Raw genomic sequence first — 12,961 nt, forward strand, 5'->3', positions numbered from 1 at the left:
CATGACAACCGAGGATGATCCGTCGTCAGGTCCGAAGGATCCTTGGCAGCCCCAGGCAGACACGCTTGGCAGCTTCATCCGTATGCAGCGCCAACTGGCGCACCTGTCGCTGCGAGAAATGGCCGCAATGACGGCCGTCTCCAACGCGTACCTCAGTCAGGTCGAGCGTGACCTCCATCAGCCGTCGCTGAAGGTGATGCGATCGATCGCCGACGCACTCGGTATACCCACCGCCGACCTGCTGCGCCAGGCCGGTGTCGCGGAGCCGGACGGAGCGTCCACCACGTCAGCGACGGAGGACCCGGACTCAATGAACACCGAGCGGGCGATCAAGACCGATCCTCGATTGAGCCAGGCGCAACGTGAGGCGCTGCTCGGCGTCTATCGCAGCTTCCTCGCAGAGGGCTGAACCGAACTCCCCCGCGGACCACATCGGTTCAGCTATAACGCAGAGTCGAGCGTCATCGATGCTTCGTACGGAACCGTACGCAAAAGCCGTTCCCTCGGCTGCTCGTCGAGAGATCCGCCTTTTAGCTCACGAGCCAGGCTGCCACAGGCCATCGCGAGAGCAGCCGTAACTGTCGCCAGCTCCCGGCGCGGGTCGGACACCCGCAACTCCAGCACTGCAATCGCCTTGCGATCACCGAACACCGGCATCGCGACCGCGTTCGATCCGATCTCAAGTTCACCGACAGACACAGCGAATCCCGCCCGTCGTATGGAGACAAGGGTGTGCCGCAATTGATCGGGTGACGTGATGGTGTTCTTGGTGAACTCAGGCAGGCCATTCATGATCAGCCGCTCGATGTTCCGTGGCGGAGAAAACGCCAGCAGGGCTTTGCCGAGCGCGGTCGCGTGCGCCGGAAGCGTTGCGGAGGTATCGAAGCTCGTGACCGGCTGGCTGGGTCGTTTCTCGATGTAATGGACCGCGGTCCCGCGCAGCACTCCCAGGCGCGCAGTGCGATGCGTCGCGGCCGACAGATCATCGAGTACAAACGGGCCACGTTCCGCCAGGGTCGGCGGTCGCCACCCAGCCGCTCCCAGGTGCCGCAACCGAGGCGCGACGCGATAACGCCCCGAGGCGTCGCGCTCCAGGAAGTCCGTGGCGGCCAGCTCGACCGCAAAGCGGTGTGCAGTCGAAACCGGCAACCGGGTCAGCCGGGCGATCTCGGTCAACGAGTGCACATTGCTGTCAGTGAACGCCAGCAGAATCGCGGCGATCCTGCTCGTGACCGACTGCCCGGGCCCTGTCGAATTTCCTGCCATTGAACCTTCCTGACGTGGTGAAAGCTCCTCCACGGGGCCCACCAGAGACGTGTGACATAGATCATATCGCCGGTCGCACTGAATGCCCGCACCCGCATCCGCCCCAGCCGGAGCTCCTCAAAAAGTATTCCTCGACGGGGTTGTGCTGCCAACTGGCACTTCTAGGAGTGCCCGGATTCAAGGCTTGCCCACGGGCCGATCCCGCCAGGACCGCAACCAACCCACCACAATCGATTGACATTCAGTGCATGCGTTAACTATAGTTATCGATGTTCGTATCCGAACTACACAGCTACCCAGGGAGAAACAATGAACACCGCACAAGAAATCGGTCAGAAGGTTCAGGAACAGGCGCTGGAGACCGTCCGCAAGACGCAGGACGCCGTCGTCGAGGCAGTCACCATCTGGACCGAGACGGCCAACAAGCTCGCCGCACAACTGCCGGAGTTCGCCAAGGACTACAAGGGTCCGGAATTCGCCGACTTCACCAAGCAGTTCCCTACCGCCGCAGACCTCATCGATTCCAATTTCGACTTCATCGAGCGGCTTCTGACCAACCAGCGCGACTTCGCCCAGCGCATCCTCGCAGCCACGCAGCCGGTCGCCAAGTAAACGGTTCGATCGACAACGAGCGGGCTGCGCGCCCCACCCGGGCCGTAGCCCGCTCATCGTGTGTCAGTCCAGGTTCGACGCCACGGTCGACTCGACGGCGGGCTCGCGTTCACATGCACGTTGTTCACGCCGCATCTCCGGGAGTACAGGCTCATGGCAGGCAATTCGACAGATCCGGGCCGTTCGGTCACCAGCAAAGTCGCGGCAATACTGATGGCATTCAGTGGCGACGCCGTTCTTACCCTGACCGAGATCGCCAGTATCGCAAACCTGCCCACATCGACCACGCATCGTCTGGTGTCCGAGCTGCTGGCCTGGCGCCTGTTGGAGCGCACCGACGAAGGCGGTTACCGGATCGGCCTGCCGTTACGAATCATCGGAAAAGACGCGGCCGATTTTGACGTCCTGAACCGCGCGATCCTCATGGTGCGGGCTCGTCCAGTGCTCGACGAGTTGGCCTGGACGATGCGCACGGATGCCAAACTGGGCACGCTGCTCGACGACGAGATCGTCTTTCTCGGGAACAGCGGACCGAGCGCTACCGGGGCATCCCTGACACCGACTCCGCCGGCACATACGACCGCCATCGGAAAAGCCCTGCTGGCTTTCTCTCCGACAAACGTCATCGACCGAGTCCTCGCCGACGGTACGCGGGCGGCGAAGACGATGACCGCGCCGGACAAGCTTCGCCAGGAACTATCAGTCATCCGGCTCACGCAAGTCGCGACCGCGCGCGATGAATCGCAGTGCGCCCCTTCATCGATTGCCGTGCCGGTCTTCAGCGGCGGGGGCAATGTCGCTGCGGCGATCGAGTTGACAATCCGCGATTCCGATATCGACGTCACAGCCGCTACGGGTGCGCTGACCGTGGCGTGTAGAAGCCTGTCTCGACAGTTGGCTACCGAGTTTCGCGACGACGGCGCAAATCGCTCCTGCGGGCACCGGAACGAAACCGCAGTGTGAGCTGACGAATCACCTTACGCGCCAACGCCTGGCCTGATAGCGAGACATCAAGGATCACCACTTGGGAATATGCCGCCGATGTCCGGTGTTGCGCCCGTGGTGACTGAAGCCGAGCTGAGCCCGACCGACTGGGTACGCAAGCAGACCGAACAGATCCTCAAGCAGGGCACCACCGATGGCGTCGAAATCCTCGACCGCCCCGTCGTCTTGTTCACGACAACGGGCGCCAAGTCTGGGAAGAAGCGGTACGTGCCGCTGATGCGGGTCGAGGAAAACGGAAAGTACGCGATGGTCGCGTCGAAGGGTGGCGCACCGGAACACCCGTCGTGGTACTTCAACGTCAAGGCCAATCCGGCAGTCACAGTGCAGGACGGCGACAAGGTTCTCCAGCTGACTGCACGCGAACTCGACGGCGACGAGCGCGCGCACTGGTGGAAACTCGCCGTCGAAAGCTACCCGCCGTACGCCGAGTACCAAACCAAAACTGCGCGGCAGATCCCCGTTTTCGTGGTGGAGTAAGCGCACCGTCTGGACGTCAGCGCCACTGGCTGAGCGTCCCGTTCAATCCGAAGACTCGCCGCCACAAGCCAACGTCGGGTAGTAGGCGCTGGTGACCCGGTTGCCGCCACCGCTCCTGGACTGCTGCATCGCGCGCGTTGCCAGGGTTACGAGGGTGTCGACGGCTTCCTCTGCGGGAAGGTCCGCCGCCGAGCGCAGCGGGCTGCACACGGACCCGATACTCGTGGTCAGCCGCATCTCAGTGGTATTGATCGAGCCACGTATTCGATCGATCAGCGGCGACGGATCGTTGGTCTTGAACACGTCGGCGATCAGAAAATCACTTTCGGTGATGTGTGCCAGCGGCACCTTGTGGCGAATCGTCTCCCGCAATGCGCGTCCGACGGCAACCCGCGCACTGAGCGTGCCATGCACGCCTTCCATGTCGGTCAGCAGCGCCACGTCGTCGATGGACACTGCAACCACGACAAGGTACTGGTCGTCGTGGCGACTTGCGGCACCGAACATCGTGGCCGCTGCGATGTCGAACGCCTCCCGGTTGAGCAGCCCGGTCAAGGGCTCGATTTCGTCCGGATGCCGCATGGCGTCGGGGTCGACGAGCTGCACCGCCATTCGGCACATCAGCGACGGGAACGCCAGGACCAGGCTGACGACAATCGCGCCGGCCGCACCCAACAAGACGTCGGTGAGCGCCACTCGCACCGCGAGGTACACGGCGACGATCTCACCGGCAGCCAGTGTCAGCACCCATACCCGACGGCTGTGCAGGAAGGCCGCGTAACTGGTGAGCATCGCGTAGACCGACATGCCGAGCAGACCGATCATCGGATTGGTCAGCACCAAGCAGGTGACGATGATCCCCAGAGCTCCGACGGCAAGGATGATCCAGGACTCGGTCCGGCTGGGCCATTGCAGGCGCCACCACCGCCAGGCCATGACGATCCCGCCGATGGTGATCAGGCCCGCCGTGTAACGCACAGGGCCGCGCATCCCCATCGAGCTGGCGAACAGGAGCAGCGGTACCACACTCAACACGAGCATGGACACCGCGTTGAGCCCCCGCATCCTGTCACGCAGGCCAAGCGCCGCTAAGTGTGCGGTGCGTCCGTAGTAATGGTCGTACGGACTCACGCCGCCCTCACCTCACCGACTGTTACGACGGAAGGCCGTCGCGGCCGGCAGCTCAAAATCTGCGCCACAGCCGCAATTGTCCCACTCCCGCCCAACAAGACCACCCAGCATGGCGCTATCGGTCACATTGCGTGGCCCTGAGGTGTCGGAGAAGTAGGAGCACGTCCACCGATCACAGCGAACAGGCCATCGACATGACTGCAATCACCACAACTCACAGCACTTCCGCACGCACGGTCGCCTACTGGATCATCACCGGTCTACTCGCCGTAGAACTGATCCTCGGCGGCATTTGGGACGTCCTGCGTATTCCAATGGTCCGCGACGTCGTCACCGACCTCGGGTATCCCACCTATCTGCTGGTGATCCTGGGGACCTGGAAGCTGCTGGGCGGAGCAGCGATCCTGGTCCCGGGATATCCCGTGCTGAAGGAGTGGGCATACGCAGGCGCCTTCTTCGTCTTCTCCGGGGCGATGGTCTCGCACTTGACGACGGGCAAGGACTTGCAGGAGCTTGGAGTTCTGGCCGTCGCGCTCGTACTGGTAGTCGCATCGTGGGCGCTGCGTCCATCCAGCCGCCGCGTCAGCGGCACAGCGGATCGATCGGCATCCGGCCCATGACCGTGACAAAGGAGTGCGACCCCATGCCGGACAACGACCGGTGGGCGGAGCCGTTCGAACGCGCCCGTCCGCAGTTACGCGCGGTGGCCTACCGCATGCTCGGTTCGCTCGCCGACGCCGAGGACGCCGTGCAGGAAGCGTGGCTGCGGCTCAGCGGTGCCGATACCACGGCAGTGCACAACATCGACGCCTGGCTCACCACCGTAGTTGCCCGCATCTGTTTGAATGTGCTGCGCGCCCGGCACATTCGGCCTCAGGAGGAATCACTCTCGACGATTCCGGATCCCGTCATCGACGCGCCAGACGACATCGACCCGGAACATCAAGTGCTGCTGGCCGACTCGGTCGGGTTGGCGTTGTTCGTCGTCCTCGACACGCTCGCACCCGCGGAGCGTCTTGCCTTCGTGTTGCACGACGTGTTCGCGGTGCCGTTCGACGACATCGCGCCGATCGTCGACCGTTCGGTGGAAGCCACCCGCAAATTGGCCAGCCGGGCTCGTCAGCGCATCCAAGCAGCCGGAACATCACCCGATCGCGACCTGGCCACCCAACGAAACGTCGTCGACGCATTCTTCGCTGCCGCGCGCGGCGGAGAACTCGACCGGTTGGTGTCGGTTCTGCATCCCGACGTCGTGTTACACGGCGACTTCGGTCCAGGCGGCAGCCGATCGGAGCACGGCGCCGACGCCGTGGCCCGGCTCGCCAGCGTGTATGCCCGCTCGGGTGCACAGGTGCACCCGGCTACGGTCAACGGCGTGGCGGGTGCCGTCATCGTCGCAGCCGGCCGGGTGGCAGCGGTCATGGGCTTCGTCGTCGTCGACGAACGGGTCACCGAAATCGATGTGCTGGCCGACCCGCGACGACTGTTGCGTCTCGACGTCAGCGCCGTGCTCGATTGACTTTGTCGGTGCTTGCCGCGGAACCTTATTTGGCTTCCGTCCAGAGTCGCCGGATCAGCTCGATCGAACGGTCGCGCCGCTCACGGTAGGCGCCGAACGACCGGGTGCTGCGCTCAGGAGATGGCCCCACTCTCGCCGTGCGGTGCGGAATGCCGGCTGCAGGTCGTCCACGTCAGTCGTCACCTGCCGACCGGAGGCCAGATCCACCAGGGCCTCGGCCAATTCGGACGGGCACATACGACAACCCTGCGCTACCTCGATCAACTCGACGATCTCATCTTCCCAGCGCCGACAACGCAACCCGACCAGTACACCGGCCGCAAGGCTGATCATTCGCACTTGAGCGATGTGGTGCTTCTCAGAGCTCGGATCCGCTTCATAAGTTTCCAACGTTGTCTCCTGCATGAACCTGCCGCTGACCACTGGGCATACCCGGGCGTCGGTGCGGCCAAACTCCCCCGAAGGTTGTCCGATGCACGCAAAGCGACCAGGTGGTGATGCGACTTTCCCGCAGTTCTGTCATACGCGGTCTCCAAGAGCGCACTGGCGGTCTTCGGCCGCAGTCTCAACGCCGAACGACCGCATCCGAACATGTGCGCGACGAATGTCCACTTTTCGCTGATCCGGACCGAAATGATCGCTCCGACAGTTGAATACACCTGTCACGGCGCAGTAGAGCGCCCCTTGTAGCCGCCGATCGCCGGGCCTACGGTTAAATTCGACGGAAGGTGGTCCCGCGATGGAAATCTACAAGTGGTGGCTCAATCTGCCCCTGGACAGCAAGGAATGGCTGCGCGAGAACCTGCGCGCTGAAGAACTACCGCCGCAGGTGTCACAACATATTGCCGAGGCCGGAGGTCCTGGCACCGATAAGGCCAGTGACGTTCTGACCGCGGCGGATTGGGACTTTATCGAGACCCAGTCGGAGTTCGTGGACTGACACTGGGCCGGGCTGCGCAACGTTCGCCCACCACGCACAGAAGTTCCCCAGTAGCCGCACAGTCAACTTTGCGGAAGCGGTTCAGCCGCAGTTCGGCATCAGTTCGGAGAGAGCCGGGCGCCGCGAGACAAACCGGGGCCGTAGAAGAGCCCGTCCAGTTCGCATTCCACTACGCCCAGCCGCAATCCTTACCAAGACTGGACCTTCGACCAACAACCGAGGGACGGAACCGATCCCGACGAAATACGTGGAATTGTATTTTGACGCAGGACGCATCTCCCGTCCGACTCACTATCCCGGGGAGAGAACCATTTCGTCGCGACGGCCAGAAACGAAGACCGCTAATAAGCGACCCGCGCCGGTATCCGTCACGCCGTTTGCTAGCTCCCGTCCGCCCCGGCCGCTCCATCTGAGTGACCCTGGCTGGACTGCGAACGATAAGCTCGCGCATAGGCACTGATCGGCTTCCGAAGGGCCAGCGCGCCGAAAGCTCCGCCGATCGCGGTCAAGGCCGCCACGCCGCTGAGTTTCCAGAACAGCTCACCGTGACCTGTCTGGTGCACGATTACCCAGTAGGCCACGCAGCCAGCCGTAAACAGCAGGATCCCCGCGAACAGCACACCGAAACTCGACGGGTAGTTGGTTTTCCTCTCGGTGCTCTTTTTCACCATGTCTCCCTATTTGTTTAGAATCAAGGTCGCATCGTTGCGGCCGATTGGAAAAGTAATCCGGGGAGACATAGTTGCCTTGACCCTTGACTCGCCGAGTGATTGTAGTACCGCGCTATTGGAAAGTCAATGACTTATGCGGCGACCCTACTCCTGCACCAAGTAACCAGAGGTCGAATTCAGAAGAACTTTGGCTTCGGAGTCGAATGCGCTCGCTGTGGCCAGCCAATTTTCGTCAGATGCCGAGTTCTGCGGCGAGGATCTTCGCGTCGTTAGTGGCAATGGTGAGCCATGCCTCCCGCACGCGGCCGCAAAATCGGTCGCGCCGTACGGGTCAGCGGTCGCGCCGCGTGCGGCACGACCGACCCGGTAGCTTCAGCAAACAGCGGTCCCGTCAAACCCAGACCGGTGAAAGCCCGTGGCTAGCTCTATGAGGCCGCGGTCGGCGGTCCCGGATTCTTCGCGATGGTGGGGGCATTGGTGGAACAACCCGACGTCAGGATGTGGCCGCCTGGGTTCTGCGCCAGGGCGCTTTGCTGAGCTCGGTAGATGAACGGGCCGATGCCGGTGGCCCAATCCTTCGTGCCGGCGACGGCAAGTGCGATACATGCGCTCTGGGTACCGCCCATATACCCGCAATGGTCGCCACCTTTGCTTGTGCAGTCGTTAAGGGAGGCGATCATCGCGGAATGCTCATCCGCTCCAGTTCCCACGCCGCCGATCTGGTCACCCGGAGAGTTGGCAGTCTGGGGGTATCCGCGGCTGACCGCCACCCAGGTGCTGGGTGGAGTTGGTGGAGCCTCAACGATTGTCGGGGGTGGAGTCGGGGGCGAGACGGGCGGTAGCGCATTTGCCGGTCCGGCCGCGGCGAACCCACCGGCGGCCATCGTGGCGGTAACCAGCGTTGCGGCTGCCGCAATCAGTCCGTGACGATACGGGCTTCGATAGGTGGTGGTCATGGCGATCTCCTCTCGAGTTGAGGCCCGCGGTGGGCTCATACACCTGTAGGAGCACGCCGCACGCCCCGGTCGGACACTTTTTGAGGCCTCGATTCGCGCGATCGGATACGCGTGGGTGAACGAGCGTGTGAGCGCTGGTTGCTTTCAGCTCACATCGCCACGGTTCGACGAAGTCGCGGCCATGGCCAGTCGCATCGCCCGCCGCGTTGACAAGCAGGGACCAGGTGCGGATGTGGATCGTGCCAGGTGTGACGGTCATCGTGTTTGACCCTTGCTGCATCCGGGGCAACGCCCGACCGCTCCGGAGAAAGAAGAATTACCGATTTGAGTTGTCCACTCATTATTGATCAATTCGCTGCGTGATGGTAGGCATAATATTGTATTCGAGCAACTAATGAATACTTGCCAGATGGGGCCGACGGGCTCATCCTGAAGCTGAGGCGAGTACCGATATTTGGTCGCGCCGTAATTAGTGGAATCACTAAAAAGAGCGGGTGCGTCATAGTGACAGATGTGGAATAAGTCGCCGGACGGCTGATAGTGGGTGATGCAACAGGAGTTGTGAGTTCCCTGTCTATATGCTGTGTAATTACCGTATATCGCGACGTGGTATGGATTCTGTAATTCAAGTTTCGGTGACAACTGGACTGGTTCGGTCCGCTCGGCTGCGTCGCCCGCACCGAGTTTTGGGTGCCGCCCAAAAAATGTCCTCGGCCGTGACGTCTGTTGCTCCTACCCGTGAGGAGTACACCACGGCCGAAGGAGCGTGCATGCCCGTCGTATTGCGTACGCCGACCGCCGGCGGCCAGAGGGACCGCTCCCGGCCCGGCTCGGACCGACAACCAAGTTCGCGGAATGAGCACTAAAATCACGGGTTGTCGCCGACGGATCCCTGAGGAGGCGATGTGATGACCGCACTGCCAGACTGGGACGCGGTCACCGACGCTGAGCTGGCCTGTGCGGCCGCCGCGGGTGATCGGGGGGCGTTCGCGGGGATCTACGACCGATACGCCGACCGGTTGTACGACTTCTGTGTCGGCATGCTGCGGGATCGCGACGGCGCGGCCGAATGCGTTCAAGAAGCGTTTTGCATTGCCGCAGACCGTCTGCCTCAGTTGCGCGACGCGGAGAAGCTGCGTCCGTGGCTGTATGCGATAGCACGTAACGAGGCGCTGCGCGCCATTCGCGAACGTAGCCGCGAGCGAGTCGTCGACCAAGTGCCCGAGGAAGTTTCGACCGAGCCGGGGCCCGAGATGCTGGCGGTCCGCAGCGAACTGGCTCGTCTGGTAGCCGAGGCCACGGGTGGGTTGTCCGAACGCGACCACGCTGTTCTGGAGTTGACCTATTGCCACGGGTTGGATGGACCCGAACTCGCCACGGCGCTCGGCGTCAGCCACGCCAGCGCCAACAAGATGACACAACGACTGCGCGACACGGTCGAACGATCTCTGGGTGCACTGCTGGTTTCCCGCAGCGCCCAGAACAATCCCCGCGGATGCGCGGAGCTGGCCGCCATCATCGAGGGCTGGGACGGCGTCTTTACCGTACTCATGCGCAAGCGGATCGCCCGTCATATCGAATCTTGCCCGGCGTGTGACGAGCAACGCCGCCGTCTGGTCAGCCCCGCCGCACTGCTGGGCGGTGTTCCGGTATTCGTTCCGGCCCCCGACTGGCTACGTGATCACACCCTGCACCGAATTCGCCTCACCGCCAACGCAAATGCCACGAGCGCGCCGGTGGATCGGCGCGAGAGATCAGGCATCGTGCAGGGCGGCGCCGACGGCAGCGATCGAGGCCGCTTGTCACGCCAGCTGCTGCTCGGTGCGGCACTGATTGCCATCCTCGTCGGTGGGCTGGCATTAACCGTCTTCCGGCCGAGTCCCCGCAACCTACCGGTCAGCCCGGCCAACCTCACTCAAACCACCGCCGCGCCGAGGACTACATCGATGACCGCCTCGCCGCGCACCGCCGAAGCACCCCAGCACAGTGCGCCGGCCTCGCCGGTCGTGCCGTCGAGCGCGGCGGCGAGTGTGCCCGACACTACCGCGAGCACACGGCAGCCTTTCCCGGCAATACCCTCGGAACCGCCACCCGCCGCACCGATCGAATCCACTGTCCCGGTGGCCACACCGGTCCCGCCGTCGATCACACTCCCGGCGCCGCCCTCTGCTACGCCGGTCGTACCGAGTGCACCAGTGGCGCCGTGGCGTCCTCCCCTGAAGCCGATCCAGTCGCCCACAGCCGGTCCGATCGCACCCACCAAGCCCGTCCCGATACGGCCGCCACGGGCACCTGTCGCACCTCCCGCGATACCGGTGACAACGCAGCCAGTCATCGGATGACATCACGCATATCGTCCATCGTGACCTTCGACTGCCTGATCAGGTCGGGCGAAAGCGTCGAACAGCGATCTGAATGCCCAACACGCGGGCATATCGAAACAGCATGGCTCCCAACAGAAGTAATTCGAGCGGCCGTGTGAAGCCATGTCGTCGCTGCCTCGCGTGGTGAACGACTGACCTCGGCCACCTCGAATTCCTGCAAACCCTATGCGAGGACAAGATCGCCCGGAGCCCTACCGCGCAGCACCGAACAGAACCACCGCCAGCAAACAGAATCACATACGCTTGAAGACCAGCAGAGTCAGAGGTTTGCCTCAGTCACCTCGCGGTATCCGCCTCGTGGGATGACGGGGATTTCCAAAGCGGACGGTTGATCGGGGCAGCAACGGATAGTCGCTTTACCCTGGGCGCTGGGCTCGTAGTGAGTCGGGAAGTGCCCAAACAACGGGTTGCGGGGTTCCAGGTATCGACCGGCGACGATGAGGCGAAGGCTTTCGCCGGCGTGAAAAAGGGTCGCGGAGTTACTCAACGGGATGACCACGTCGATCTGCTCGTTGTCGCGAACCGGTTGCAGGGTGCGGAAGGTATGTTCGGGCTGGTGGGGTCTGCCGCGTTCGGGATCTAGTTCCCGGAGCGCCAGTCGCAGCCGCCCTTGGGCGACGCGGTCGCGCCCGTATCCGTAGGAGCCGTTGAACGGCACCGGGACGCCGTGTGACCATTTCTCGACGCCGACGAACAACCGGGGGTCCTCGGTACCGGTCACCGTGACCTGCAGTCGGAGAGTCATGGGGCCACTGACTTCAGTGTCTTCCTCGAATCGATACTCGAAAGCGGCGCCCGTGTTTCGCAGGTCGAAGGTGACGTTGCCCTCGGCGCCGTCTGGCCGCGCGCTGAGTTTGCCGTCGACGCACAGGTACAGCTGCTGCCAGCAGGTCCGCGCCAGCGGCCACTCCTGCTCGTCGCGTACTTCGACGACATGGTCGGCTCGGTCCCGGATCTCCAGCCGCACCGGGGGCAGCGGCGCAACATCGCGTTCGCGCAGATGTCGGTCGAAGAACGCGAGTTGGGCCCGGCAAGCCTCGTCTCCGTAGAACGTGGCCCACTTGGGTCCGCGGTGGGCGTAGGCGTGGCGTTCGCTTGACCCGGTCTCCTGGAAGGCTCGCATCGACCCGATGCTGTGAAGGTTGTTGTCGGAGAAGCTCGTGCACACCAGCATGGGCACCCGAACCTTTGACAGCTCCGGTGTCAGAGCCTCCCACCAGGCGTCGCGCAGGGGATGCTTGCGGCGCTCCGCACCAAGGTTGGTGTGGAGCCGAACCACCCGTCGGGTCATGAAGAGCCACACCCGGGCGAACCCGTCCTCCACGATTCCGCCGGACGTCATGAAGTCACGGTAGGCGTCGGTGAACCCTTCCCACGGGCAGATCGCCTTCAAGGCAGGGGGATTCAGGGTGGCCACCTTGTACTGTGACAGTGCGAGGTAGGACACCCCGAGCATTCCGACGCGACCGTTCGACCAAGGCTGGTCGGCGGCCCAGGAAATAACCTCAGAGACGTCGTCGGCTTCTTGATCGGACAGCAGATCGCCGCGTCCGTCGGAGTGGCCGCCGCCGCGGGTGTCCAGGTTGACGACCGCGTACCCCTGCTGCACCCACCACACCGGATCGGGTGCCTCCCAACTGGTCTGGTCGGAGATCCGCAGCGGTTCGGGCTGATTCATGATCCGGAACTGCTTGTTCACCTTCCACCCGCCGCTCTTCTTGGTTGGCACTCGGTCTTTGCCGTAGGGGTGCGCCGACAGGATCACCGGAAACGGTCCGTCACCGGCGGGGCGGAACAGGTTGAGTCGCAACATGACTCCGTCACGCATCTGCACTTCCACGTCCTCGTTTTTCGTGACGTGGGCCGGCATCGGATACACCGTGACCGGCGGGTGCAGAGCCGCGCGGAGCCGCTTTCGTGCGTATCTAAATTTCCCGGGGCGGTCCCAGGGCTGGTCGAACGGCGTCTTAGTCATGGCCATTCCCCTGATGGTTTTTAGT

Annotated in this window: 14 protein-coding genes and 1 pseudogene; 9 read left to right on the forward strand and 6 right to left on the reverse strand. The window is 63.2% G+C overall.

Annotated elements, in window-relative coordinates; all coding sequences use genetic code 11:
- Window position 1 precedes the first annotated feature (1 nt).
- Complete coding sequence (locus B133_RS0111780; protein WP_018601303.1) at window positions 2-409, forward strand: helix-turn-helix domain-containing protein; 408 nt, start codon at window positions 2-4, stop codon at window positions 407-409.
- A gap of 32 nt (window positions 410-441) precedes the next feature.
- On the opposite strand, the gene B133_RS0111785 is transcribed toward B133_RS0111780, so the two are convergent.
- Entirely contained in the window at window positions 442-1,266 is an 825-nt protein-coding gene (locus B133_RS0111785) for an IclR family transcriptional regulator (protein WP_018601305.1), read from the reverse strand.
- Window positions 1,267-1,575: 309 nt separating this feature from the next.
- Here B133_RS0111785 and B133_RS0111790 point away from each other — a divergent pair, with 309 nt between their 5' ends.
- The 3 genes from B133_RS0111790 to B133_RS0111800 all read left to right on the forward strand — a co-directional run bounded on the left by B133_RS0111790 (window position 1,576) and on the right by B133_RS0111800 (window position 3,360).
- Window positions 1,576-1,878 carry a hypothetical protein gene (locus B133_RS0111790; RefSeq protein ID WP_018601307.1) on the forward strand — a complete coding sequence of 101 codons (303 nt, stop codon included), beginning with the start codon at window positions 1,576-1,578 and terminating at the stop codon, window positions 1,876-1,878.
- Window positions 1,879-2,031: 153 nt separating this feature from the next.
- Window positions 2,032-2,841, forward strand: a complete 810-nt coding sequence (locus tag B133_RS0111795) for an IclR family transcriptional regulator (RefSeq protein WP_018601309.1) — start codon at window positions 2,032-2,034, stop codon at window positions 2,839-2,841.
- 78 nt (window positions 2,842-2,919) lie between these two features.
- Window positions 2,920-3,360: a nitroreductase family deazaflavin-dependent oxidoreductase gene (locus B133_RS0111800; RefSeq protein ID WP_198290996.1), complete on the forward strand. Its 441-nt coding sequence runs from the start codon at window positions 2,920-2,922 to the stop codon at window positions 3,358-3,360.
- Between the two features lie 42 nt (window positions 3,361-3,402).
- On the opposite strand, the gene B133_RS0111805 is transcribed toward B133_RS0111800, so the two are convergent.
- Window positions 3,403-4,491 carry a diguanylate cyclase gene (locus tag B133_RS0111805; RefSeq protein WP_026256301.1) on the reverse strand — a complete coding sequence of 363 codons (1,089 nt, stop codon included), beginning with the start codon at window positions 4,489-4,491 and terminating at the stop codon, window positions 3,403-3,405.
- A gap of 194 nt (window positions 4,492-4,685) precedes the next feature.
- Here B133_RS0111805 and B133_RS0111810 point away from each other — a divergent pair, with 194 nt between their 5' ends.
- Window positions 4,686-5,111 (forward strand): DoxX family protein, encoded by a 426-nt coding sequence (locus B133_RS0111810; protein ID WP_018601314.1) that lies wholly within the window; start codon window positions 4,686-4,688, stop codon window positions 5,109-5,111.
- A complete protein-coding gene (locus B133_RS0111815; protein WP_018601316.1) occupies window positions 5,108-6,010 on the forward strand; it encodes a sigma-70 family RNA polymerase sigma factor in 903 nt (300 codons plus the stop codon). Before B133_RS0111810 ends, B133_RS0111815 begins: the two co-directional genes overlap by 4 nt.
- Before the next feature lie 54 nt (window positions 6,011-6,064).
- Here the strand turns inward: B133_RS0111815 and B133_RS0111820 are convergent, their stop codons facing one another.
- The gene (locus tag B133_RS0111820) at window positions 6,065-6,349 is read right to left on the reverse strand and encodes a hypothetical protein (RefSeq protein WP_232423286.1); all 285 of its coding nucleotides are present in this window, start codon (window positions 6,347-6,349) and stop codon (window positions 6,065-6,067) included.
- A gap of 183 nt (window positions 6,350-6,532) precedes the next feature.
- Between B133_RS0111820 and B133_RS24400 the strand changes: the two are divergent.
- Window positions 6,533-6,667, forward strand: a pseudogene (locus B133_RS24400) (short-chain dehydrogenase); the annotation flags it as partial.
- A gap of 82 nt (window positions 6,668-6,749) precedes the next feature.
- Entirely contained in the window at window positions 6,750-6,950 is a 201-nt protein-coding gene (locus B133_RS0111825) for a hypothetical protein (protein ID WP_018601318.1), read from the forward strand.
- Between the two features lie 380 nt (window positions 6,951-7,330).
- On the opposite strand, the gene B133_RS0111830 is transcribed toward B133_RS0111825, so the two are convergent.
- Together B133_RS0111830 and B133_RS23710 are read right to left on the reverse strand one after the other, a co-directional pair.
- Complete coding sequence (locus B133_RS0111830; protein WP_018601319.1) at window positions 7,331-7,621, reverse strand: hypothetical protein; 291 nt, start codon at window positions 7,619-7,621, stop codon at window positions 7,331-7,333.
- A gap of 425 nt (window positions 7,622-8,046) precedes the next feature.
- Window positions 8,047-8,577: a DUF4189 domain-containing protein gene (locus B133_RS23710; RefSeq protein WP_157625859.1), complete on the reverse strand. Its 531-nt coding sequence runs from the start codon at window positions 8,575-8,577 to the stop codon at window positions 8,047-8,049.
- A 908-nt stretch (window positions 8,578-9,485) separates the two neighbouring features.
- Here B133_RS23710 and B133_RS24630 point away from each other — a divergent pair.
- Complete coding sequence (locus B133_RS24630) at window positions 9,486-10,919, forward strand: sigma-70 family RNA polymerase sigma factor (RefSeq protein WP_036418569.1); 1,434 nt, start codon at window positions 9,486-9,488, stop codon at window positions 10,917-10,919.
- A 301-nt stretch (window positions 10,920-11,220) separates the two neighbouring features.
- On the opposite strand, the gene B133_RS0111845 is transcribed toward B133_RS24630, so the two are convergent.
- On the reverse strand, window positions 11,221-12,942 hold the full coding sequence (locus B133_RS0111845; protein WP_036418572.1) for a CocE/NonD family hydrolase: 1,722 nt from the start codon (window positions 12,940-12,942) through the stop codon (window positions 11,221-11,223).
- Window positions 12,943-12,961: the final 19 nt, after the last annotated feature.

The organism is Mycobacterium sp. 155 (assembly GCF_000373905.1).
Lineage (GTDB): Bacteria > Actinomycetota > Actinomycetes > Mycobacteriales > Mycobacteriaceae > Mycobacterium.